The sequence below is a fragment of the Pseudomonas sp. R4-35-07 genome (assembly GCF_003852235.1).
Lineage (GTDB): Bacteria > Pseudomonadota > Gammaproteobacteria > Pseudomonadales > Pseudomonadaceae > Aquipseudomonas.
On sequence record NZ_CP027732.1, the window covers coordinates 5,528,048 to 5,552,315 of the forward strand.

The 24,268-nt window shown below is 60.5% G+C and carries 22 protein-coding genes; 8 read left to right on the forward strand and 14 right to left on the reverse strand.

The features are described from left to right. Window positions 1-165 precede the first annotated feature (165 nt). Both C4J89_RS25400 and C4J89_RS25405 read right to left on the reverse strand, forming a co-directional pair. The gene (locus C4J89_RS25400) at window positions 166-831 is read right to left on the reverse strand and encodes a fumarylacetoacetate hydrolase family protein (protein ID WP_124368736.1); all 666 of its coding nucleotides are present in this window, start codon (window positions 829-831) and stop codon (window positions 166-168) included. 24 nt (window positions 832-855) lie between these two features. Further along, window positions 856-2,250, reverse strand: coding sequence for an FAD-binding oxidoreductase (locus C4J89_RS25405; protein WP_124415853.1), 1,395 nt, complete (start codon window positions 2,248-2,250; stop codon window positions 856-858). A 205-nt stretch (window positions 2,251-2,455) separates the two neighbouring features. Here C4J89_RS25405 and serA point away from each other — a divergent pair, with 205 nt between their 5' ends. Then, on the forward strand, window positions 2,456-3,685 hold the full coding sequence (serA, locus tag C4J89_RS25415) for a phosphoglycerate dehydrogenase (RefSeq protein ID WP_034116292.1): 1,230 nt from the start codon (window positions 2,456-2,458) through the stop codon (window positions 3,683-3,685). Window positions 3,686-3,807: 122 nt separating this feature from the next. On the opposite strand, the gene C4J89_RS25420 is transcribed toward serA, so the two are convergent. Beyond that, window positions 3,808-4,248, reverse strand: coding sequence for a DUF4399 domain-containing protein (locus C4J89_RS25420; protein ID WP_124415854.1), 441 nt, complete (start codon window positions 4,246-4,248; stop codon window positions 3,808-3,810). Window positions 4,249-4,381: 133 nt separating this feature from the next. Here C4J89_RS25420 and C4J89_RS25425 point away from each other — a divergent pair, with 133 nt between their 5' ends. Next, window positions 4,382-4,864, forward strand: a complete 483-nt coding sequence (locus tag C4J89_RS25425) for a transporter substrate-binding domain-containing protein (protein ID WP_124415855.1) — start codon at window positions 4,382-4,384, stop codon at window positions 4,862-4,864. Between the two features lie 60 nt (window positions 4,865-4,924). Here C4J89_RS25425 and C4J89_RS25430 read toward each other — a convergent pair whose 3' ends face one another. Next, window positions 4,925-5,557 carry a 2OG-Fe(II) oxygenase gene (locus C4J89_RS25430; protein WP_124365216.1) on the reverse strand — a complete coding sequence of 211 codons (633 nt, stop codon included), beginning with the start codon at window positions 5,555-5,557 and terminating at the stop codon, window positions 4,925-4,927. Window positions 5,558-5,688: 131 nt separating this feature from the next. Between C4J89_RS25430 and C4J89_RS25435 the strand changes: the two genes are divergently transcribed. Further along, window positions 5,689-6,441, forward strand: a complete 753-nt coding sequence (locus C4J89_RS25435) for a DUF2059 domain-containing protein (protein WP_124411026.1) — start codon at window positions 5,689-5,691, stop codon at window positions 6,439-6,441. A 107-nt stretch (window positions 6,442-6,548) separates the two neighbouring features. On the opposite strand, the gene C4J89_RS25440 is transcribed toward C4J89_RS25435, so the two are convergent. Beyond that, window positions 6,549-7,490: an alpha/beta hydrolase gene (locus C4J89_RS25440; RefSeq protein WP_124415856.1), complete on the reverse strand. Its 942-nt coding sequence runs from the start codon at window positions 7,488-7,490 to the stop codon at window positions 6,549-6,551. Window positions 7,491-7,589: 99 nt separating this feature from the next. Here C4J89_RS25440 and C4J89_RS25445 point away from each other — a divergent pair, with 99 nt between their 5' ends. After that, on the forward strand, window positions 7,590-8,165 hold the full coding sequence (locus tag C4J89_RS25445) for a DUF6436 domain-containing protein (RefSeq protein WP_124415857.1): 576 nt from the start codon (window positions 7,590-7,592) through the stop codon (window positions 8,163-8,165). A gap of 28 nt (window positions 8,166-8,193) precedes the next feature. Further along, window positions 8,194-10,548, forward strand: coding sequence for a penicillin acylase family protein (locus C4J89_RS25450; protein WP_124415858.1), 2,355 nt, complete (start codon window positions 8,194-8,196; stop codon window positions 10,546-10,548). Window position 10,549: 1 nt separating this feature from the next. Here the strand turns inward: C4J89_RS25450 and C4J89_RS25455 are convergent, their stop codons facing one another. Further along, a complete protein-coding gene (locus C4J89_RS25455) occupies window positions 10,550-11,515 on the reverse strand; it encodes a GlxA family transcriptional regulator (protein WP_124415859.1) in 966 nt (321 codons plus the stop codon). Between the two features lie 271 nt (window positions 11,516-11,786). Between C4J89_RS25455 and C4J89_RS25460 the strand changes: the two genes are divergently transcribed. Further along, window positions 11,787-12,425 (forward strand): HD domain-containing protein, encoded by a 639-nt coding sequence (locus tag C4J89_RS25460; RefSeq protein WP_124415860.1) that lies wholly within the window; start codon window positions 11,787-11,789, stop codon window positions 12,423-12,425. A 198-nt stretch (window positions 12,426-12,623) separates the two neighbouring features. Here C4J89_RS25460 and C4J89_RS25465 read toward each other — a convergent pair whose 3' ends face one another. The 7 genes from C4J89_RS25465 to C4J89_RS25495 form a co-directional block, all read right to left on the reverse strand. Beyond that, the gene (locus C4J89_RS25465) at window positions 12,624-13,508 is read right to left on the reverse strand and encodes an ABC transporter permease subunit (protein ID WP_124364867.1); all 885 of its coding nucleotides are present in this window, start codon (window positions 13,506-13,508) and stop codon (window positions 12,624-12,626) included. Next, entirely contained in the window at window positions 13,505-14,425 is a 921-nt protein-coding gene (locus C4J89_RS25470; protein WP_057014223.1) for an ABC transporter permease subunit, read from the reverse strand. Before C4J89_RS25470 ends, C4J89_RS25465 begins: the two co-directional genes overlap by 4 nt. Then, window positions 14,422-15,564, reverse strand: coding sequence for an ABC transporter ATP-binding protein (locus tag C4J89_RS25475; RefSeq protein ID WP_065893882.1), 1,143 nt, complete (start codon window positions 15,562-15,564; stop codon window positions 14,422-14,424). The genes C4J89_RS25470 and C4J89_RS25475 overlap by 4 nt, the downstream gene beginning before the upstream one ends. A 65-nt stretch (window positions 15,565-15,629) precedes the next feature. Then, entirely contained in the window at window positions 15,630-16,724 is a 1,095-nt protein-coding gene (locus tag C4J89_RS25480) for a polyamine ABC transporter substrate-binding protein (protein WP_124415861.1), read from the reverse strand. Between the two features lie 208 nt (window positions 16,725-16,932). Then, window positions 16,933-18,027, reverse strand: coding sequence for a polyamine ABC transporter substrate-binding protein (locus C4J89_RS25485; protein WP_124416070.1), 1,095 nt, complete (start codon window positions 18,025-18,027; stop codon window positions 16,933-16,935). Window positions 18,028-18,219: 192 nt separating this feature from the next. Next, window positions 18,220-19,584 carry an aspartate aminotransferase family protein gene (locus C4J89_RS25490; RefSeq protein ID WP_124415862.1) on the reverse strand — a complete coding sequence of 455 codons (1,365 nt, stop codon included), beginning with the start codon at window positions 19,582-19,584 and terminating at the stop codon, window positions 18,220-18,222. Between the two features lie 58 nt (window positions 19,585-19,642). After that, entirely contained in the window at window positions 19,643-21,001 is a 1,359-nt protein-coding gene (locus C4J89_RS25495) for a glutamine synthetase family protein (RefSeq protein WP_124364870.1), read from the reverse strand. A gap of 610 nt (window positions 21,002-21,611) precedes the next feature. Between C4J89_RS25495 and C4J89_RS25500 the strand changes: the two genes are divergently transcribed. Continuing rightward, a complete protein-coding gene (locus C4J89_RS25500) occupies window positions 21,612-22,988 on the forward strand; it encodes a glutamine synthetase family protein (RefSeq protein WP_124364871.1) in 1,377 nt (458 codons plus the stop codon). A gap of 231 nt (window positions 22,989-23,219) precedes the next feature. Further along, a complete protein-coding gene (locus C4J89_RS25505; RefSeq protein WP_124415863.1) occupies window positions 23,220-23,849 on the forward strand; it encodes a TetR/AcrR family transcriptional regulator in 630 nt (209 codons plus the stop codon). Window positions 23,850-23,989: 140 nt separating this feature from the next. Here C4J89_RS25505 and C4J89_RS25510 read toward each other — a convergent pair whose 3' ends face one another. Then, on the reverse strand, window positions 23,990-24,205 hold the full coding sequence (locus tag C4J89_RS25510) for a molybdopterin-binding protein (RefSeq protein ID WP_003176783.1): 216 nt from the start codon (window positions 24,203-24,205) through the stop codon (window positions 23,990-23,992). Window positions 24,206-24,268: the final 63 nt, after the last annotated feature.

The following is a 24,268-nucleotide window of genomic DNA, read 5'->3' on the forward strand; positions in this document are numbered from 1 at the left end:
AAGCTGGAATTATGCGGATGGCGTGTGAAAAAAATGCAAAACCCGATAGTCGGGAACACACACAAAACCAATGTGGGAGGGGGCTTGCCCCCGATAGCGGAGTGTCAGGCACAGGTTAGCTGGCTGACACACTGCAATCGGGGGCAAGCCCCCTCCCACATTTTTTCAGCGAACGACGCTCTCGAAGCGGTTGACGCCCGACAACTCCAGCACCAGCTTATCGCCGACATTCAGCGGCCCTACGCCAGCCGGGGTGCCGGTCAGGATTACATCACCCGCCTGCAGCGAGAAGCAGCCGGCCATGTGCTGGATCATCGGCACGATCGGGTTGAGCATCTGCGCGCTGTTGCCGTTCTGGCGGACTTCGCCGTTGATGGTCAGGCGAATGCCGATATCAGTCACGTCCGCGAACGTGCTGCCGACCACAAAAGGCGCAATCACCGCCGCGCCGTCGAACGACTTGGCGATCTCCCACGGCAGGCCCTTGGCCTTCAGCTCGGCCTGTTTGTCGCGCAGGGTCAGGTCCAGGGCCGGGGCGAAGCCGGAGATGGCGTCCAGCACTTCTTCGCGGCTTGGGTTGTTCGACAACGGCTTGCCGATCAACACGGCAATTTCCGCTTCGTAATGCACCGAACCGCGCTCGGTAGGAATAGTGAAACCGCCTTCCAGCGGCACTACGCAACTGCCCGGCTTGATGAACAGCAACGGCTCGGTCGGCACCGGGTTGTCCAGCTCCTTGGCGTGTTCGGCGTAGTTACGTCCGATACATACCACTTTGCCTACCGGAAAGTGGATGTTGGTGCCGTCGATATACTTGTGCTGGTAGCTCATGGAACGACTCCTTAAAAAGCGTCCTTAAACAACGAAGATCTTGCCTGGGTTCATGATCCCGTTCGGGTCGAACACCGCTTTCACGGCCTTCATGTATTCGATTTCAACCGGTGAGCGGCTGTAAGTCAGGTAATCGCGCTTGGTCATGCCCACGCCGTGTTCGGCGGAGATCGAGCCGTTGTATTTGGCGACGGTCTCGAACACCCATTTGTTCACGGTGGCGCACTTGGCGAAGAACTCGTCCTTGCTCAGGGTTTCCGGCTTGAGGATGTTCAGGTGCAGGTTACCGTCGCCAATGTGGCCGAACCAGACGATTTCGAAATCCGGGTAGTGCTCGCCGACGATAGCGTCAATTTCTTTCAAGAAGGCCGGCACTTTGGAAACGGTGACCGAAATATCGTTTTTGTACGGCGTCCAGTGGGAAATCGTCTCGGAGATGTATTCGCGCAGCTTCCACAAATTATGCAGCTGGGTCTCGCTCTGGCTCATCACGCCATCCAGCACCCAGCCTTGCTCGACGCAATGTTCAAAGGTCTCGAGGGCGTGATTGGCGACTTCCTCGGTGGTGGCTTCGAATTCCAGCAGCGCGTAGAACGGGCAATCGGTTTCGAACGGCGCTGGCACGTCGCCACGCCCGAGGACTTTGGCCAGGGCCTTGTCGGAGAAAAATTCGAAAGCGGTCAGGTCCAGCTTGCTCTGGAAGGCGTGCAGCACCGGCATGATCGAGTCGAAGTCGGTGGTACCGAGCACCATGGCGGTCAGGTTTTTCGGCGCACGGTCCAGGCGCATGGTGGCTTCCACCACGAAGCCCAGGGTCCCTTCGGCGCCGATGAACAGCTGGCGCATGTCGTAGCCGGTGGCGTTCTTGATCAAGTCACGGTTCAGTTCCAGCACATCGCCTTTGCCAGTGACGACTTTCATCCCGGCCACCCAGTTACGGGTCATGCCGTAGCGAATCACCTTGATCCCGCCGGCATTGGTGCCGATATTGCCGCCAATCTGGCTGGAACCGGACGATGCGAAATCCACCGGGTAGTACAACCCATGTTCTTCGGCAACGTTCTGCAATTGCTTGGTGACCACACCCGGCTGGCACACCGCGGTGCGGTCGGTAAGGTTCACGTCGAGAATCTGGTTCATATAGTCGAATGACACCACCACTTCGCCATTGGCCGCCACCGCCGCCGCCGACAGGCCAGTACGGCCACCAGATGGCACCAGCGCCATCTTGTGGGTATTGGCCCAACGGACGATGGCCTGCACCTGCTCGGTGGTCTTGGGAAAGACGATGGCGCACGGCGCGGGCGCGAAGTGTTTGGTCCAATCCTTGCCGTAAGCCTCCAGGGAGTCGGCGTCGGTCAGCACTTTGCCGGGCTCAACCAGGGTCTTCAGCTCATCAATCAGGGCAGGATGGGTCATCGACAGAACTCTCGAACAATTCATGGTCATCCTGAGAACGCTTCACGTCGCAGGAATAGGTGTTTAGCGGGGCGCGTATGCTAGCATACCGCCCCCGCAGGACAGAGCCCAAGGGCGTTTCTGCGGTGACGGCTTTCCTGCCGTCCGGGTCAGCTTAAGCGATCCGATTCCCTGCCATTTTTCTCCGGGATACAGGTTTACGCAGATGAGCAAGACTTCTCTCGATAAGAGCAAGATCAAGTTCCTTCTTCTGGAAGGCGTCCACCCATCGGCTGTCGACGTTCTGAAAGCCGCCGGGTACACCAGCATTGAGTACATCACCAGTTCTCTGCCGGAAGCCCAGCTCAAGGAAAAGATCGCCGACGCGCACTTTATCGGCATTCGCTCCCGCACTCAGTTGACCGAAGAAATCTTCGACCACGCCAAGAAACTCGTGGCGGTCGGCTGCTTCTGCATCGGCACCAACCAGGTCGACCTCAACGCAGCGCGCGAACGCGGCATCGCGGTGTTCAACGCACCGTACTCCAACACCCGTTCCGTAGCGGAGCTGGTGCTGGCCGAGGCCATCCTGCTGTTGCGCGGTATCCCCGAGAAGAACGCTTCCTGCCACCGTGGCGGCTGGATCAAGAGCGCGGCCAACTCCTTCGAAATCCGCGGCAAGAAGCTGGGTATCGTCGGCTACGGTTCGATCGGCACTCAGTTGTCGGTATTGGCTGAAGGCTTAGGCATGCAGGTGTTCTTCTACGACACCCTGACCAAGCTGCCATTGGGCAACGCCACCCAGGTCTCGAGCCTGACCGAGCTGCTGGGCATGTCCGACATCGTCACCCTGCACGTTCCGGAAACTGCCGAGACCCAGTGGATGATCGGCGAGAAGGAAATCCGCGCCATCAAGAAAGGCGGGATCCTGATCAACGCCGCGCGCGGCACAGTGGTCGAGCTGGACGCCCTGGCCGAGGCGATCAAGGACAAGCACCTGATCGGCGCCGCCATCGACGTGTTCCCGGTAGAGCCACGCTCCAACGACGACATTTTCGAAAGCCCGTTGCGCGGCCTGGACAACGTGATCCTGACCCCGCACATCGGCGGCTCTACCGCTGAAGCCCAAGCCAACATCGGCCTGGAAGTCTCGGAAAAACTGGTCAAGTACAGCGACAACGGCACCTCGGTATCGTCCGTGAACTTCCCGGAAGTGGCCCTGCCGGCTCACCCTGGCAAGCACCGTCTGCTGCACATCCACCAGAACATTCCGGGTGTGATGATGGAGATCAACAAGGTCTTTGCGGAAAACGGCATCAACATCTCCGGTCAGTTCCTGCAGACCAACGAGAAGGTCGGCTACGTGGTGATCGACGTCGACGCCGAGTACTCGGACCTGGCGCAAGAGAAGCTGCAGCACATCAACGGCACTATTCGCAGCCGGGTGTTGTTTTAAGAGCAGTTGTAAGCGGCAAGTTGCAAGCGGCAAGCTAAAAGCTCTTGCTTGCAGCTTGTAACTTGTAACTTGAAGCTTGCAGCCATAAAAAAACGGGAGCCCCGCAAGGGACTCCCGTTTTTTTATTTCACGTTAACCGTGATGACTTTCGAGGCAACCGTCGGGTTGAACTGCATGTGCAGTTTGTCGCCGGCCACCAGTTGCAAGGTGTGCTTGCCGGGCGTCAGGGTCAGTTCGGTTTCGGTCTGAGCCTTGCCGTAATGGATCACGGTATCGGTGGCCGGAATCGGCAGTTTCGCATCGGGCAATTCTTTCTGGTCGATCAGCAAGTGGTGGTGGCCGGTGCCGGCCGTCTGGTCGGTGGCCGGCGCCAGTTGCAGGCCTTCCATGCCGAACTTCACGGTGAAAGTCTTATCGACGGTGGCGCCGTCTTTGGGCGAGACGATGAATACTTTCGCGTCTTCAGGCGGCGCGCTGCGCGGGATGCCGTCGGCGGCAGTGGCCAACATCGAAGCACCCAGCATCAAAGAGGCCAGGGTTGCACGGGACAAAAGGGCTTTCATTCGCTTCTCCAGTTTTTTGTGAAATCTGTAGGGTTCTGACAACTTCGCGACAAATTGCTGTCCAAGGCACTCGACACCATAGCAAAGCGATGCTGAACGGCGTCTCGCCCGTACGAATTCTTTAGGAGTGACCATGCGCTTTTTGCCTGGCCTGTTACTGCTGCTTCCCCTTCTAAGCGCCCCGGCTCACGCCGAGCTGATCGATGATGTCAACGATCGCGGTGAGCTGCGCATCGCCCTTGAAGCCAACACCCCGCCTTACAATTTCAAGGAGGGCGAGAAGCTCACCGGCTTTGAGGTTGAGCTGGGCGAACTGCTGGCAAAGGAGATGGACGTACGCTCCTCGTTTATCACCACCGATGATGCCGACCTGCTGAACGGCGTGGCGACCGGCAAATATGACGTGGCGCTTAACCATATCGCTATGACTGCCGAGCTTGAGGATCAGTTCGATTTCAGCGCGGCGTATCACCAGACGCCGGAGCTGGTGATTCCGTTCCAGAAGGGCAACCCGGCGTTCAAGAGCAGCCTGGACAATGCGTTGAAGCGAGTGAAGGATGACGGCCGCTTGAAGGCGTTGGAGCACAAGTGGTTTGAGGGCAATGCACCGCAGTGACCAATGTGGGAGGGGGCAAGCCCCCTCCCACATTTGTTCCAGGCAAGACTTGACGCCGGCTTAAAACGGCTCGTTGCCGCGCCGACGGAACCAGCCGGTCAGGGACAGGCGTTCACGCGTGGCAGGCAGGACCTCGTGGGGCACTTCGCCGGAGAGGAACACCACCAGGCTGCCGCCGGTAGGCGCCACGTCGTGTTCGATGCCACCCTTGAGGTACATGCGCAACTGCCCGCCGTGTTCGGGCAGCCAGGCGTCGTTCAAATAGATCACGGCCGAGACCATGCGCCGGTCATCGTCGCGAAAACGATCCACATGCTTGAGGTAGAACGCCCCGGGCGGGTACATCGCGAAGTGGCTTTCGAAGTCTTCCAGGCCAAGGAACAGGCCACGGTTCATGGCCAGGCGCAGGCCGTCCATTATCGCCATGTAGGTATCGCAGACGGCGGCATCGCCCTCTTCCAGCCACTGGATGTGGTCGCCGCGAATCCCCTCGCGAATTTCCTGGGCGGGCCCGCGCCCCACCGCCGCTGGCGCCAGCTCACCTTCAGCCGCACGTTTACGGCACTCAGCCGCCAGCTCCAGGGTCAGAGCCTGGGGCAGGAAGGCATGCTGCTGCGACCAGCCTTGTTCGGCCAGGTCGTCGACAATGCGTTGCAGCAGGGGGTGATCAAGGGGCATTTGCATGGCGCGCATAGTATCCATACGCCTGTAAATCCGACAGCGCCGTCGAGCGCTCGAATACACTTTAGTCAGGTGACTGATAGGACTTCTCGACAAATCCTACGCCCGACACGGACAATAGTGGCCGACTGACAGGAGTCCTTATGCGTCGTTTGTTTCTTTCCTTGCTGATGTTCTGCGTTTTGCCCGCCTGGGCAGACGGCCATGACCAGTTGTACAAGGTTGCCGGCTGGGCCGAACAACGTGCGCATTTCAATGACGCCCTCAGTGCCGCCCAACAGCGCTACCGCAACAGCCTGCCGCCGGCGGTGTACCAGGCGCTGGTGGACAACAGCAACAAACGCTTCGCGGCCCAGGCCATGGACCAGCGCGCCGAGGCCCAGTTGCGCAAGCACCTGGCGGACCCCAAACCGGCCCTGAGTTTTTTCCAGTCGCCCCTGGGCCGCAAGATTGTCGCCGCCGAACTGCTCGCCACGCGTCGCGACCAATTGGCGAAAAACGCCCAGGGCCTGCCGAAAATCCAAGCCGATGCTACCCGCAGCCTGATCATCGGCCACCTGGCCCAGGCCCTGCCCGCGCGTGAAGCGGGCGCCGAAGTCAGCCTGGCGATTGCCGGCGTGGCAGCGGACAGCTTGAGCCAGATGATCCCCGGCCTGTTGGGCGGCGGCCAGGCTCAGGGCATGTTGAACGGGCAGCGTGAGCGGCTGATGCAGCAGATCGACAAAGATCTGAATAACACGCTGCTGTACGTCTATCGGGATTTGTCTGACCCGGAGCTGGAAGAATTCGCTACGTTTGCCGAATCGCCGGAAGGCAAGGCGTATTACCAGGCAGCGCTCGCCGCCATCCGCGCAGGGCTGGCTGTCGGTCAAAGCACCTCCAGCCTGGCGCAGTAGAAAAAAATGTGGGAGGGGGCTTGCTCCCGATTGCGGTGTGTCAGCTACACATAAGTTGACTGGCACACCGCTATCGGGAGCAAGCCCCCTCCCACATTTGGATCGTGTCAGGTCAGATGGCTCGTCAAGTATCGGAAATACTCTTCGCGAATTTCTGGAATTTCATTGGCCAGATGATGCCTGCCGCGCTTGAGCATCAACACCTCGGGCTGGTCGAACTTGCTGCGCAGCACCCGCAAATTGTGCTGCCAATCCACCGTCATATCCTCTTCACCCTGCACGATCACCGGCCGCCGTGGGCTGCGCGGTGCGGCTTCGATGCGTTTGATCCAGCGCGCCAGGGCGCCTACCCAGGCGGTCGGCAGTTGGCGCGGCTGCAACGGGTCGGCTTCGAGAAAGGGCTTGAAGGCCGGGTCGTTGGAGTTATCGCTGAACCGTCGCGCGATGCCTTTGACGAACGGGCGCAGCAGGTAATAGCTGGCTTGCGACCAGCCCCATGCACGCGGACGTACCAGCGGCGACAGCAGAAAGGTCTTGCCCTGGGCCGGGCTTTCGGCGCCGTGGTTGAGCAGGTGATCCACCACGATGGCGCCGCCGGTGCTTTGCCCGAACAGGTGCCAGGGTTGCGGCAATTGCAGCGCCTGGGCCTCGGCGAACAACGCCTGGACCACGTCCTGGTACACCGCAAACTCATCGATACTGGCACGCACGCCGCTGGACAAGCCATGGCCCGGCAGGTCGCAGGCGATCACCACGAAGCCCTGGTCCAGCGCCCAGTCCACTACGTGGCGGTACAGCCCCATATGGTCGTAGAAGCCGTGGAACATGAACATTGTCGCCACGGGCGCAGCCGGCCACCATACCTGCGCCACCACCTCGAACCCGCCCACCTCCAAGCGCCCCAGACGGCTCACGGCCGGCACCTTGCGTGCGCCCAGGTCGAGTCCATAGAAACGTTGATAGACCCGCGCCTCGGCTGACAAAGGCTGCGCATCCACCAGGGGCCGCAAGCTTTCGCGCAGATGATCAGGGTCAAAGTTAACGGGCATAAAGGCTTCCAGACTGACGGTGAAGATGAATATCGAGCTGCGATATTCATCTGTCAGGACAAGCATGGCAAGCTACGCGACCCGCGAGGATACCTCTGAATGCGACAGCCCTACCGCACTGCCTTGTTCGCCAGCCTGGTGCTGATTCTCTGCGCCGCCGTGCTATGGGCCGCGTATGACTGGTTCCAGGGCCGTTACCTGCGCGCCTTCAGCGAACACACGGCGGTGTTCTCCGGCGATGCGCTGCAACTGCCCGCCGCACTGCGCGGGCCTGGGCCGATTCGCCTGGTGCACTTCTGGGACCCGGCCTGCCCGTGCAATGTCGGTAACCAGCAACACCTGGGTGAGCTGATCGAGCAATACGCGCCGCAAGGTGTCGAGTTCTATGCCCTGCAAAAGGCCGGCAGCCACGGCGCCTTGCCGGACACCCTGCGCCAGATGAAAACCCTCGACGCCCTGCCCGGCGCCGATCAGGTGCCGGCCAGCCCGGCCGTGGGCATCTGGGACCGTACGGGCAAGCTGGCGTATTTCGGGCCGTACAGCGAAGGGCTGACGTGCAATTCCGGCAACAGTTTTATTGAGCCGATCCTCAAGGCCCTCGAAGCCGGGCGCGAAGTGAATGCCACGCACACCCTGGCGGTGGGCTGCTATTGTTCGTGGCCTAAGGAACCGTAGTCTGTCCATTCAGGGTTAAGGAAAGTCGATGAAGCGTGTCTTGCAGGCTCTCGTGGTGCTGGTTGTGCTGGTCGCCCTCGGCGCCGGCTGGTACGTCTACAGCAAGCAACCCACCCGCCAGGGCACGGTCACCCTGGCGCACTTGCAAGGCTCGGTCACGGTGCGTTACGACGACCGTGGCGTGCCGCATATCCGCGCCGGCAACGAGGCCGACCTGTACCGCGCCCTGGGCTATGTGCATGCCCAGGACCGGCTGTTCCAGATGGAAATCATGCGCCGCCTGGCCCGTGGCGAGCTGGCCGAGGTGCTCGGGCCCAAGCTGCTGGAGACCGATAAGCTGTTTCGCAGCCTGCGGATTCGCGAGCGCGCCTCAAGCTACGTCGAGCACATGAACACCGAGTCGGCCGCCTGGAAGGCCCTGCAAGCCTACCTGGACGGGATCAACCAATATCAGGCCAGCCACGCCAGCCCGATGGAGTTCGACGTGCTGGGCATCCCCAGGCGCCCGTTCACCGCCGAGGACTCCATCAGTGTCGCCGGGTATATGGCCTACAGCTTTGCTGCGGCCTTTCGTACCGAACCGGTGTTGACTTACGTACGCGACCAACTGGGCAGCGACTACCTCAAGGTCTTCGACCTCGATTGGCAAGCCAAAGGCGCCCTTAACCTGGCGGCCGGTGACTGGAAGACTCTTGGCGCCCTCGCCAGCCTGAGCGAGCAGGCCCTGGCTGACAACGGCTTGCCGCAATTTGAAGGCAGCAATGCCTGGGCCATCAGCGGCAGTCGCACCCAGAGTGGCAAACCATTGCTGGCGGGCGACCCCCATATCCGCTTCTCGGTGCCGTCGGTGTGGTACGAGGCGCAGCTGTCGGCGCCCGGCTTTGAGTTGTATGGCTACCACAACGCGCTGGTGCCGGTGGCCTTCCTCGGGCACAACCTGGACTTCGGCTGGAGCCTGACCATGTTCCAGAACGACGACCTCGACCTGATCGCCGAAAAGGTCAACCCGGCCAACCCTAACCAGGTCTGGTATCACGGCCAGTGGGTCGACATGAGCAGCAGCGAACAGCAGATCCAGGTCAAGGGCCAGGCCCCGGTCACGCTGACCCTGCGCCGCTCGCCCCACGGCCCGATCGTCAATGACGTGCTCGGTGAAAACGCCGGCACCACGCCGATCGCCATGTGGTGGGCGTTCCTCGACAGCGAAAACCCGATCCTCGAGGGTTTCTACCAGCTCAACCGTGCCGACTCCCTGGCCAAGGCACGCGCGGCGGCGGCTAACGTCTCGGCGCCTGGGCTGAATATCGTGTGGGCCAATGCCAAGGGCGATATTGGCTGGTGGGCGGCGGCGCAATTGCCGATACGCCCGGCCGGCGTCAACCCGGCGTTCATCCTCGACGGCAGTACCGCCCAGGCCGACAAGCTGGGCTTCTACCCTTTCAGCGCCAATCCCCAGGAAGAAAACCCGGCGCGCGGCTATGTGGTCTCCGCCAATGCCCAGCCGGCCTCACCCACCGGCATGGAGATCCCCGGTTATTACAACCTGGCCGACCGTGGCCAGCAGCTGAATGCGCAGTTGAGCGACAACCGCGTGAAGTGGGACGTCAACAACAGCCAGGCCCTGCAACTGGGCACCACCACTGCCTTTGGGCCGCGCCTGCTGGCACCGCTGTTGCCGGTACTGCGTGAGGTGGTTACAGACCCGGCGCAGGTAAAGCTGGTGGAGCAACTGGCAAGCTGGAAAGGCGACTACCCGCTGGATTCCACCAGCGCCACCCTGTTCAACCAATTGCTGTTCAACCTCGCTGACGCCACCTTCCACCCGAAACTGGGCGACGCTATGTTCAAGACCCTGCTCGGCACCCGCGTGATCGACGCCGCCCTGCCACGCCTGGCCGCCACGCCGGATTCGCCCTGGTGGAACGGCACGCGAGCCGGCACCGTCAAGCTGGCCTGGGATAACAGCCTGGCGCACCTGAAAGCCACCTTCGGTGATGACCCGTCCCAGTGGCAGTGGGGCAAGGCGCACACCCTGACCCACGGCCACCCGCTGGGCATGCAGAAGCCGCTGGACAGGCTATTCAACGTGGGCCCCTTCGCGGCGCCGGGCAGTCACGAAGTGCCGAACAACCAGACCGCCATGATCGGCCCGGCGCCCTGGCCAGTGACCTACGGCCCCTCGACCCGCCGCCTGATCGACTTCGCCGACGCGGCCCATGCCTTGACCATCAACCCGGTGGGACAAAGTGGTGTGCCCTTTGATGCTCACTACAGTGATCAGGCGCAAACCTATATCGAAGGCGGCTACGAGCAGGCGCACTTCAATGAAGAGGAAATCACGGCCAATACCCGTGGCACCCTCAAGCTGCTACCGGCCAGATAAGCTACACGGGCGCCGCGAAATTGAGCCTGAACTGTTGCGGCGTCACGCCCAGCCGACGGTTGAACACACTGCGCATGTGCTGCGCATCGCGAAAACCGCATTGGTAGGCCACCGTCTTGAGCGGCGCGTGCGTGCTTTCGAGCATGACCCGCGCTGCATCAACCCGCGCCCTCTCGACAAATTCCGCCGGCGTAATCCGTGCTTCACGGGCGAACACCCGGGAGAAATTGCGCGCGCTCATATTCGCCGCCCTGGCCAGGTCGGCAATGCCCAGGTCCCCGGTCAGGTTCGCCAGCACGTACAACTGCACCAACGCCACCGCCGAGGTGGTTTCGGCATGGGGCGTGAGGAACGGACTGAATTGTGACTGGCCGCCCGAGCGCTGGGTGAACACCACCAGACGCTTGGCCACGCTCAACGCGACTTCCGGTCCATGGTCCTGGGCCAGCAGGTACAGCGACAGGTCGATCCCCGCCGTGACCCCGGCCGAGGTGTAGAGGTTGCCGTCCTGCACATACAGGCGGTCGGCTTCGACCTGGGCCGAGGGGCACAACCGGGCCAGGTCGGCGGCGTCTCCCCAATGGGTGGTCACGGTTTTACCGTCTAGCAGACCGGCGCGGGCCAGCATGAAGGCGCCATTGCAGATCGAACCGAAGCGCCGGGCCCGCGCCGCGGCGGCGCGCAGCCAGTCATCGAAGGCCGGGCCAAAATCTTCGAACGGCAACTGCGGGCCGCCGGCGACCAGCAACAGGTCATAAGCCTGCAGGGCTTCGCTGTAATGCCGGTGGGCCTGCAATGACAACCCGTTGGAACAGGCCATGCTGCCGTGTGCGAAGCCGATCACGTCCAGCTGATAGTGGTCTTCAGGCGCGAGGAAGCGGTTGGCCTCGCAGAACACATCCATCGGCCCGGTCACGTCCAGTGACTGGACGCCGGGGAAGATCAGGATGGCGACGGTTTTGCCCATGCTCACAGACACCTTTTCTTAGCTGAATAAAACACAGAACCCTGTGGGAGGGGGCTTGCTCCCGATGAGGCCGTGTCAGTCAGTACATGTATGACTGACCCACCGCCATCGGGAGCAAGCCCCCTCCCACATTTGGATTGTCGCAGGCCTTACCCTAGCCGATTTTGCCTTGGCACGATGTGTCGGCACATTGGCCGGGATCGCTCCCTCGCCGCCATAGCCCTCGCACGCAAGCACGACCAGACTGGATGCTTCCCAGAGGAGAGCCCCCATGAGCACCACCATCGCCGGTATCAAGATCCCCGACAGCACCCTGGCCAGGGCCACCACCGAATACATCCGCGACATCGAGTCCGACCTGCTCTACCACCACTCCCGCCGGGTATTCCTGTTCGGCGCATTGAGCGGTGAGCGCAAGCAGTTGGCGTACAACCCGGAGTTGCTGTATGTCGGCGCAATGTTCCACGACCTCGGCCTGGTGGAAGGCCACCGCAGTGCCGACGAACGCTTCGAAGTGGACGGCGCCAACGCGGCGGCCGCTTTCCTCAAGCCTTATGGGCTCAGTGATGACGATATCGAACAGGTATGGCTGTCCATTGCCCTGCACACCACACCGGGCGTGCCGCAGCATCTGCGCCCGACCGTGGCGCTGGTGACGGCAGGGGTGGAGATGGACGTGCTGGGCCTGGACTACGCCGCGTTCAGCAACGTGCAGCGCGAAGCCGTGGTGCATGCGCATCCACGCGGTGAGGGATTCAAGGAATGCATCATCTGCGCGTTCGCCGATGGCTTGCGTCATCGCCCGCAGACCACGTTTGGCAATGTGAAGACCGACGTGCTGGTGGATCAGGAGCCGGGGTTCAAGCCGATGAATTTTGTCGAGGTGATTCGTACTTCACCCTGGACCTGATCGTTCCCACGCTCTGCGTGGGAATGCAGGCCAGGACGCTCCGCGTCAGCTTCTAAACGCGTGACGCAGAGCGTCACAGGAGGCGCTCCCACGCGGAGCGTGGGAACGATCATGGCGGTGTATCAGTATCAGGTGTGCTGACTGACACTCAGCAATCGGGGGCAAGCCCCCTCCCACATTTTGATCCGGTTCCGGCAGTTAGACCGGTGCGGGCGCCCGGCGCGCGTCCGGCTGTTTCCAGCCATCCGCCGCCGCTTCTTCGATCGCTTGCTGGATGGCCTTCTTGCGATGCTCCTCGGCCCGACGGCTGAAGAACCACACCAGGAAGGTCACCAGCGACACCGCCAGCAGAATCAGGCTGGCCACCGCGTTAATCTCAGGTTTGACCCCAAGGCGCACGGCCGAGAACACTTCCATCGGCAAGGTGGTCGAACCCGGCCCCGAGACGAAGCTGGCCAATACCAGGTCATCCAGCGACAGCGCAAACGACATCATGCCGCCCGCCGCCAGCGATGGCGCGATCATCGGGATGGTGATCAGGAAGAACACCTTCCACGGCCGTGCGCCCAGGTCCATCGCCGCTTCTTCGATCGACAGGTCCAGTTCACGCAAGCGTGCCGACACCACCACCGCCACATATGCCGCGCAGAAGGTGGTGTGGGCGATCCAGATGGTGACAATGCCACGCTCCTGGGGCCAGCCGATCATCTGCGCCATGGCCACGAACAGCAGCAACAGCGACAGGCCGGTGATCACTTCCGGCATCACCAGCGGCGCCGTGACCAGGCCGCCGAACAGCGTACGGCCCTTGAACTGGCTGATGCGTGTCAGCACGAACGCCGCCAGCGTACCCAGCGCCACCGCCGCCACCGCCGTGTAACAGGCGATTTCCAGGGAACGCGCCACCGAGCCCATCAACTGGGTGTTGTCCAGCAGGCCCACGTACCACTTGATCGACCAACCGCCCCACACCGTCACCAGCTTGGATTCGTTGAACGAGTAGATCACCAGGATCAGCATCGGCAGGTAGATGAACAACAACCCCACGACCAGCATGAAGCTGGAGAAACGAAAGCGTTTCATATCTTGCCCTCCAGCTCTTTAGCCTGGCTGCGGTTGAACAGAATGATCGGCACGATCAGGATCGCCAGCATCACCACGGCCAATGCAGAGGCCACCGGCCAGTCACGGTTGTTGAAGAATTCTTGCCACAGCACTTTACCGATCATCAGGGTTTCCGGGCCGCCGAGCAGTTCAGGAATCACGAACTCGCCCACCACCGGGATAAACACCAGCATGCAGCCTGCGATAATGCCGTTCTTGGACAGCGGCACGGTGATTTTCCAGAAACTATTGAAGGTGCTCGAACCCAGGTCCGACGCGGCTTCCAGCAGGCTCTGGTCGTGTTTGACCAGGTTGGCGTACAGCGGCAGGATCATGAATGGCAGGTACGAATAGACCACGCCGATATACACCGCGATGTTGGTGTTGAGGATCTGCAGCGGTTCGTTGATCAGCCCCATGGACATCAGGAAGCCGTTGAGCAAACCGTTGTTGCTGAGGATGCCCATCCACGCATAGACGCGGATCAGGATCGCGGTCCAGGTCGGCATCATGATCAGCAGCACCAGCACCGTTTGCATTTCCTTGCGCGCGGTGGCGATGGCATAGGCCATCGGGTAGCCGATCAGCAGGCACAGCAGCGTGCTGAAAAACGCCATCTTCAGCGAGCCCAGGTACGCGGCGATGTAGAGCTCATCGCCCGCCAGCAAGCTGTAGTTGGCCAGGTTCAGCACCACTTGCAGCTTTTGCTCAACGTAGGTGTAGATCTCGGTGTAGGGCGGAATCGCCACATCGGCTTCAGCAAAGCTGATTTTCAGCACGATAAAAAACGGCAGTGCGAAAAACAGGAACAGCCAGAGGAAGGGAATCCCGATGACCACCTGCTTGCCACTGGGCACGATGCGATCCAAACGCCGCTTGAATTTCTTCATGTTCATGAGCGCAGTACCACGCCGCTGTCGTCTTCCCACCAGACGTACACCTGGTCGCCCCAGGTTGGGCGCTGGCCACGGCGTTCGGCGTTGGCGACGAAGGACTGCACCAGCTTGCCGCTCGGCAGCTCCACATAGAACACCGAGTGGCCGCCCAGGTAGGCAATGTCGTGGACTTTGCCGCTGGACCAGTTGTGCTCGCAGGTCGGCATCTGGGTTGTGACCAGCAGTTTTTCCGGGCGGATGGCGTACGTCACCGACTTGTCTTCCACTGCGGTGGCGATGCCGTAGCCCACGTAGATATCGCGGTCCAGGTCCGGGCACTTGAGCACGGCGTGGCCTTCGGCGTCGTCCACCACTTGGGTGTCGAAGATATTGACGTTGCCGATGAACTCGCACACCAGGCGGCTGGTGGGCGTTTCGTAGATGTCGATCGGGCTGCCGATCTGGGCGATCCAGCCCAGGTGCATGATCGCGATGCGCTCGGCCATGGTCATGGCCTCTTCCTGATCGTGGGTCACCATCACACAGGTCACGCCGACGCGTTCGATGATCTCGACCAGCTCCAGTTGCATCTGAGAGCGCAGCTTCTTGTCGAGGGCGCCCATCGGCTCATCGAGCAGCAGCAGTTTCGGGCGCTTGGCCAGGGAACGGGCCAGGGCCACACGCTGGCGTTGGCCGCCGGACAACTGGTGCGGCTTGCGCTTGGCGTACTGGCTCATCTGCACCAGCTTGAGCATCTCGGCCACGCGAGCGTCGACTTCAGCCTTGGGAATCTTGTCCTGTTGCAGGCCGAAAGCGATGTTCTGTGCCACGGTCATGTGCGGGAACAAGGCGTAGGACTGGAACATCATGTTGATCGGCCGCTCGTAGGGCGGCATGTCGGTGATGTCCACACCGTCGAGGTAGATGCGACCTTCAGTCGGGCGCTCGAAGCCTGCGAGCATGCGCAGCAAGGTGGACTTGCCCGAACCCGAACCGCCGAGCAAGGCGAAGATCTCGCCTTTCTTGATTTCCAGGGACACATCGTCCACCGCAATCGTCTCGTCGAACTTCTTCGTGACCCGGTCGATTTTGACCAACACCTTTTTCGGTGTCTGGTCGCCCTCGAGGGCTTTCTTATAGGCGCCGGAGGCAACTGCCATTTACGAAACTCCCAAAAAAAGAGTACAGCTCGCCCGGTGCAGGCGAACCTTGAATAGTTTGAGCCTTACTTGCCCGTCTTGACCTTGGTCCAGCTACGGGTCATTAAACGCTGCACGTTCGGGGGTAGCTCGACGTTGACGAATGTCCGGTCGAGAACCGCCTGCGGTGGGTAAACCGCTGCGTCGGTGCGTATCGATTGCTCCATCAGTGTGTCCGCCCCGGGGTTAGGGTTGGCATAACCGACGTAGTCACTGACCTGAGCGATCACTTCAGGTTGCAGCAAATAGTTGATGAAGGCGTGAGCCTCTTTGACGTTGGCAGCGTCCTTGGGGATCGCCAGCACGTCAAACCACAGGTTGCCGCCTTCCTTGGGAATCGCGTAGGCGATGTTCACGCCTTTGCCTGCCTCGCTTGCGCGGGCCTTGGCCTGGAACACATCACCAGAGAAACCGGCTGCCACGCAGATATTGCCGTTGGCCAGGTCCGAGATGTATTTGGAGGAATGGAAGTAGGTCACGTAGGGCCGTACCTTGAGCAGTTTTTCCTCGGCCTTCCTGTAGTCGGCCGGGTTGGTACTGTTAGGGTCCAGGCCCATGTAGTTGAGCACGGCCGGCAGCATTTCATCCGCCGAGTCCATGAACGAAACGCCGCAGGTGGCGAGCTTCTTCATGTTTTCCGGCTCGAACAGCACGGCCCAGGAATCGATCTTGTCGACGCCCAGCACCTCCTTCACTTTGTCGACGTTGTAACCGATGCCGTTGGTGCCCCACAGGTACGGCACGGCGTAGCCATTGCCCGGATCATTTTTCTCAAGACGCTTGAGCAATGCCGGATCAAGGTTGGCGTAATTGGTCAGCAGGGACTTATCCAGCTTCTGGAACGCCCCGGCCTTGATCTGCTTGCCCAGGAAGTGGTTGGACGGCACCACCACGTCGTAACCGGTACGCCCGGCGAGCAGCTTGCCTTCCAGGGTTTCGTTGGAATCGAACACGTCATAGACGGGCTTGATGCCGGTGGCCTTTTCGAAGTTGGCCAATGTGTCGGGGCCGATGTAGTCCGACCAGTTATAAACATGCACGGTCGGTGCGGCCTGCACGCTGACAGCCAGCGTGATACCTGCACCCACCAGCAAGGCTTTGCGAAATAAAGAAATTGGCAAGTGGAGGTCCTCTTAAATAGTTGGCCCTAGAGTTGTTGCCCGGCAACAAAACCGGCGCGCAACTTACCCTCGATAAACCGATCCGGCAAAACTTTCTTTGATCTAATTTGTGGGAGGGGGCTTGCCCCCGATGGCGGTGTGTCAGCTTGCACAGGTGTTTCTGATACAACGCCATCGGGGGCAAGCCCCCTCCCACAGGTTTTGAGGCTTATTTACCGGATTTGATCTTGGTCCAGCTGCGCGTCATTTCACGCTGGGTCGCAGCCGGCAGGTCCGCAATCGCGTAGAGCTTGGCCTGCACTTCTGCCGACGGGTAGATGCCCGGGTCGCTGGTGATGTCTTTGTCGACCAGCGCGGTGGCCTTCTCGTTGCCGTTCGGGAAGCGCACGCTGTTGGTGATCGACGCCATGACTTCCGGCTTGAGCAGGTAGTTCATGAATGCATAGGCGGCGTCGACGTTTTCAGCATCTTTCGGGATGGCGACCATGTCGAAGAAACTGCCGGCGCCTTCTTTCGGAATGTCATAGGCCACTTTGACCTTGCCACCGGCTTCAGCCGCACGGGACTTGGCCTGCTGGATGTCACCCGAATAACCCACGGCCACGCAGATGTTGCCGTTGGCCAGGTCCGAGATGTACTTGGACGAGTGGAAGTAGCCAATCGACGGGCGGATTTTCAGGAACAGGTCTTCGGCTTGCTTGAGGTCGGCCTTCTTCTGGGTGTCGGTCGGCAGGCCCAGGTAATGCAGCGCGATCGGCAGCATTTCGGTCGGCGAGTCGAGGAAGCTCACGCCGCAGCTTTTCAGCTTGGCGATGTTTTCCGGCTTCATCAGCACATCCCACGACTCGATCTTGTCCACGCCCAGCGCGGCCTTGACCTTCTCCGGGTTGTAACCGATACCAATTGAGCCCCACATGTACGGGAAGGCGTGCTTGTTGTCCGGGTCGCTGACCGACACGGCTTTAAGCAGGGATTTGTTCAGGTTGCTGTAGTTGGGCAACTTGGACGTGTCCAGCTCCTGGTAGACACCGGCCTTGATCTGCTTGGCGAGGAAGTTGTTCGATGGTACGACGATATCGTAGCCGGACTTGCCTGCCAGCAACTTGGCTTCCAGGGTCTCGTTGCTGTCGAACACGTCGTACACCACCTTGATGCCCGACTCTTTTTCAAAGTTGGCGACGGTGTCCGGTGCAATGTAGTCGGACCAGTTGTAGACGTGCAGCACTTTATTGTCCGCCTGGGCCGCGCTCGCCATTGCGCCCATCAGGGACAAGGCGAGGAGGGTCTTGCCAGCGTTCTTCAAACCTAATGCCTTCATTGGGTGATGCTCCGATTTTTCTTTTTGGGGCCGCAAGTTGTAGGTGTTTCGGGCCCAGCCAAAGGGCAACAAAACAGGACGACAGTCTGGCAAGTTCGGGGGCCCGCTTTCAACAGGCCCCCACATTTATCTACACAGTCGCAGCACCCGAAAGCCGCTGCGCACTGAGCCTAGCACTTAGCCCTGCAATGCCGCCAAAGTCAGGTCCAGGCACTGGCGGGCCTTGGTCACCAGTTCGTCGATTTCGGCCTGGCTGATCACAAGCGGCGGCGAAATGATCATGGTGTCGCCCACGGCGCGCATGATCAGGCCATTTTCGAAGCAGAACGTGCGGCAGATCATGCCCGCGCCCTTCCCTTCGTAACGCTTGCGCGTGGCCTTGTCCTGCACCAGCTCGATCGCTCCGAGCATGCCCACGCCGCGCACTTCGCCCACCAGTGGATGGTCCGCCAGCTCCCTCAGACGTTTCTGCAAATACGGTGCCGTTTCGTCGTGTACACGGTTAACGATTTTTTCATCGCGCAGGATGCGGATGTTTTCCAGGGCCACCGCCGCCGCCACCGGGTGCCCGGAGTAGGTGAAACCGTGGTTGAAATCGCCGCCTTCGTTGAGCACGGCCACCACATCGTCGTGCACGATCAGGCCGCCCATGGGCACGTAGCCCGAGGTCAGGCCCTTGGCGATGGTCATCATGTGGGGCTTGAGGTCGTAGAAATCGCTGCCGAACCACTCGCCGGTACGGCCGAAACCGCAGATCACTTCGTCGGCGACAAACAGGATGTCGTACTTGGCGAGGATTTCCTTGATGCGCGGCCAGTAGCTGTCGGGCGGCACGATCACGCCACCGGCGCCCTGGATCGGCTCGGCAATAAAGGCTGCGACCGTGTCCACGCCCAGCTCCAGGATCTTCTCTTCCAATTGGTTGGCGGCCCAGACCCCGAATTCGTCAGGGCTCATGTCGCCGCCTTCGCCAAACCAGTACGGTTGGGCGATGTGGGTGATGCCCGGGATCGGCAAGTCGCCCTGTTCATGCATGTAGGTCATGCCGCCCAGGCTGGCGCCGGCCACCGTCGAGCCGTGGTAGCCATTCTTGCGGCTGATGATGGTTTTCTTGTTGGGCTGGCCTTTGATCGCCCAGTAGTGGCGGACCATACGCAACATGGTGTCGTTGCCTTCGGAGCCGGAACCGGTGAAGAACACGTGGTTCATGCCAACGGGTGCGACGTCGGAAATGACTTTGGCCAGCTCGAGTACCGGCGGGTGAGCGGTCTGGAAGAACAGGTTGTAGTACGGCAGTTCTTTCATCTGCCGGGCGGCGGCGTCTGCCAGTTCATCGCGACCGTAACCGATCGCCACGCACCACAGGCCGGCCATGCCGTCGAGGATCTTGTTGCCTTCGCTGTCCCACAGGTAAACGCCGTGGGCTTTGGTGATGATCCTTGGGCCTTTCTCTTTCAATTGCTTGAAGTCGCTGAACGGCGCCAGGTGGTGATCATTGCTCAAGGCTTGCCATTCACGGGTTTGCGGGTTGTTGCTGGACATACCGATCTCCTAGACATTTCAGGTGAGGGCGCGCTGTTCCAGCAGCGCGCCCGGCGCATCAGACGGCAAAGAGCAGGAATTCCCGCTCCCACGAACTGATCACGCGCTTGAAGTTTTCATGCTCGGCCCGCTTGACCGCGACGTAGCCGGTGATGAACTTCTGACCCAGGTATTTCTCGATGGTCTTGCTGTTTTCCATGCGTTCCAGCGCGTCTTCGATGGTCAACGGCAGGCGCAGGTTGCGTCGCTCGTAGCCACGCCCCACCACGGGTGCGCTCGGGTTATGGCCTTCGACCATGCCGATGTAGCCACACAGCAAGCTGGCGGCAATCGCCAGGTACGGGTTGGCATCGGCGCCCGGCAAGCGGTTTTCCACGCGGCGGTTCTGCGGGCCGGCATCCGGTACGCGCAGGCCCACGGTGCGGTTTTCTTCGCCCCACTCCACGTTCACCGGCGCCGAGGTGTCGGGCAGGAAGCGGCGGAACGAGTTCACGTTGGGGGCGAATAAAGGCAGCAATTCGGGGATGAATTTCTGCAGGCCGCCGATGTGATTGAGGAACAGTTGGCTCATAGTCCCGTCTTCATTGGAGAAGACGTTCTTGCCGGTGGCGATCTCGATAATGCTCTGGTGCAAGTGCATCGCGCTGCCGGGCTCGCCGGTCATCGGCTTGGCCATGAAGGTGGCGGCCACGTTGTGCTTGAGCGCCGCTTCACGCATGGTGCGCTTGAACACCAGGATCTGGTCGGCCAGGGACAGCGCATCGCCGTGACGGAAGTTGATTTCCATCTGTGCGGTGCCGTCTTCGTGGATCAGCGTGTCGAGGTCCAGTTCCTGCAGCTCGCACCAGTCGTAGACGTCTTCGAACAGTGGGTCGAATTCGTTGGCGGCTTCTATAGAGAAGGACTGGCGGCCCGTCTCCGGGCGACCGGAGCGGCCGATGGGCGGTTGCAGCGGGAAGTCCGGGTCTTCGCAGCGCTTGGTCAGGTAGAACTCCATCTCCGGCGCCACGATGGGCTGCCAGCCGCGGTCGGCGTAGAGCTTGAGGACCTTCTTGAGCACGTTGCGCGGCGACAGCTCGATCGGGTTGCCTTGCTTGTCGTAGGTGTCGTGGATCACCTGGGCGGTCGGCTCGATGGCCCACGGCACCAGGAACACCGCGTTCTGGTCGGGGCGGCAGATCATGTCGATGTCGGCCGGGTCGAGCAATTCGTAATAGATGTCGTCTTCGACATAGTCGCCGGTCACGGTCTGCAGCAGAACGCTCTCGGGCAGGCGCATGCCTTTTTCGGCGATGAACTTGTTGGTCGGCGAGATCTTGCCCCGGGTGATGCCGGTGAGGTCGCCAATCATGCATTCGACTTCTGTGATCTTGTGGTCTTTCAACCAATCGGTGAGCTGGTCGAGGTTGTTACTCATAAATGCCTCTGGGCTGGGTTTCCTGGCATCCATTAAAAGGCCAGGCGTTGGTTGACGCAGCATCCGCGTCGTTTTGTTCACTCAGGGTAGGAGCTTACCTGCCATTTGCTGCAGCGTTGCATTCCTCACGCCAAACTTGTGCAGAATCATGAGCAGCACTCTGCATTGGCGCTGCCGGGCGGCACCGTTGAGACAAACGAAGGGAAAAAGAGAGGGTCGGCCCAAGCGTCAAGAATATTGGCCGGTGCGCAGGGATACACGCTGCAGGAATAAACGGAACACACAGCCTGGCTGAAGCAGGCCAAGACGCCAGTTGGCGGCAGGCGAGACATGAAGCACCCCGGTATTATTGCTGTTATGGGTTTGAATCGAGCTTAGCCTTGTTCATTTTTTTACACAACACCCCCGTAAAAAATACAACACGGCCCGCTCAAGCCTGCAGGTCCCAAGACCCTCAAACCCAAAAAAACGCCCCAAAAAGCCCCAAAAAAGGCGCCCTGGCGCTTTTTCAGGGCAAAAAAGGCCTCGCTTGACTTCGGCATGCCGTTCGGGTTGACTGAAACCAGAAAAGATCAATGATTGATATTTTTAACAACAAAGGTGTTGCATCATGTCGGTACCCCCGCGTGCCGTTCAGCTTAACGAAGCGAACGCGTTCCTTAAGGATCATCCTGAGGTTCTGTACGTAGACCTTCTAATTGCGGATATGAATGGTGTGGTGCGCGGTAAGCGCATCGAACGCACCAGCCTCCACAAGGTTTACGAGAAGGGCATTAACCTGCCTGCCTCTTTATTTGCCCTGGATATCAACGGCTCTACGGTGGAAAGCACCGGCCTGGGCCTGGACATCGGTGATGCTGACCGAATCTGTTATCCAATCCCCGACACCCTGTGCAATGAGCCCTGGCAAAAGCGCCCCACCGCGCAACTGCTGATGACCATGCACGAACTGGAAGGCGAACCCTTCTTCGCCGATCCGCGCGAAGTGCTGCGCCAAGTCGTGAGCAAGTTCGACGACATGGGCCTGACCATCTGCGCCGCCTTCGAGCTTGAGTTCTACCTGATCGACCAGGAGAACGTGAACGGCCGGCCACAACCGCCTCGCTCGCCGATTTCCGGCAAACGCCCGCACTCGACACAGGTCTACCTGATCGACGACCTCGACGAATACGTCGACTGCCTCCAGGACATTCTGGAAGGTGCCAAAGAGCAAGGCATCCCGGCCGACGCCATCGTCAAGGAAAGTGCCCCGGCGCAGTTCGAAGTGAACCTGCACCACGTCGCCGACCCGATCAAGGCATGCGACTACGCGGTACTGCTCAAGCGCCTGATCAAGAACATCGCCTACGACCATGAGATGGACACCACCTTCATGGCCAAGCCTTACCCAGGCCAGGCAGGCAACGGTTTGCACGTACACATCTCCATTCTGGACAAGGACGGCAAGAACATCTTTGCCAGCGAGGATCCCGAGCAGAACGCCGCATTGCGTCACGCGATCGGCGGTGTGCTCGAGACCCTGCCCGCCCAAATGGCGTTCCTGTGCCCCAACGTCAACTCCTACCGTCGTTTCGGCGCACAGTTCTACGTGCCGAACTCGCCGTGCTGGGGCCTGGACAACCGCACCGTGGCGATTCGCGTACCGACCGGCACTGCCGACTCCGTGCGTATCGAACACCGCGTGGCGGGTGCCGACGCCAACCCTTACCTGCTGATGGCTTCGGTCCTGGCGGGCGTGCACCACGGTCTGACCAACAAGATCGAACCGGGCGCTCCCGTGGAAGGCAACAGCTACGAGCAGAACGAACAAAGCCTGCCGAACAACCTGCGCGATGCCCTGCGCGAGTTGGATGACAGCGAGGTGATGGCCAAGTACATCGATCCTAAATACATCGATATCTTTGTCGCCTGTAAGGAAAGTGAGCTGGAAGAGTTCGAACACTCCATCTCCGACCTTGAGTACAACTGGTATCTGCATACCGTTTAAACAGCGGCTGCAGAAAAAGAGCGCCGCAGAGCTTATGGCCTGCGGCGTTTTTTATGGGTTTCTTCTGAGGGACCGCGTTGGCAGCATCGGGAGCAAGCCCCCTCCCACATTTGACTGCATTCCAAAGTTGGAACTCGGTCAAGTGTGGGAGGGGGCTTGCCCCCGATGGCGCTCTGGCAGACAACACACCTTCCTGCTCATACAATGCCCGCTGCCCTGTAGGAGACTTCCATGCCCCCCCGCCCCGCCGCCCCTCGCAAACCCCGCGCCCGCAGCCAGGCCCGGATCGACGCGATCCTGGACGCCGCCCGCGCCTTGCTGGCGGCCGAAGGCGTGGCCGGCCTGTCGATCTACAGCGTGGCCGAACGGGCGCAAATCCCGCCCTCGTCGGTGTACCACTTTTTCGCCGGCGTGCCGGCGTTACTGGAGGCATTGACGGCGGATGTGCACGCAGCCTTCCGCGCGGCCATCCAGGCGCCCATCGAACATGACTCGCTCCAGACCTGGCGCGACCTGTCCTGCATCGTCGAGCAGCGCATGCTCACCGTCTACAGCAATGATGCCGCGGCGCGCCAGTTGATTCTGGCCCAGCATGGCTTGACCGAAGTCACCCAGGCGGATCGTCAGCATGACCTGGAATTGGGCGATCTGATGCTCGGCGTGTTCAATCGCCATTTCGACGTGCCGACACTACCCGGCGATGTGGATGTGTTTGCCCTGGCATTGGAGCTCAGTGACCGCGTGTATGCGCGTTCGGTGCATCAGCATGGGCAGATTACGCCACGCATGGCGGAGGAAGGGATGCGGGTGTTTGATGCGTATGTGGGGCTTTATTTGCCGGTGTATTTGCCCAAGCGGTGAGTCTTCTAATGATCGTTCCCACGCTCTGCGTGGGAATGCATCCCGTGACGCTCCGCGTCACTTTTATGCAGCGGGACGCGGAGCGTCCCAGGCGGGATTCCCACGCAGAGCGTGGGAACGATCAAGGCGGTCTCAAACACTCACAACTTGGCGATCGACACCTCGGTCGATTTCACGAAGGCAATCACTTCACTGCCAATCACCAACTCCAGCTCTTTGACCGAGCGAGTGGTGATCACCGAGGTGACGATGCCGGACGCCGTCTGCACATCGATTTCCGACAACACGTCGCCCACCACGATTTCCTTGATGGTGCCTTTGAACTGATTACGCACGTTGATGGCTTTGATAGTCATACGATTTCTCCTCGAGTGGAAATTAGCTGCAAGTTGCGAGCTACAAGCTGCAAGTAAAAGCAC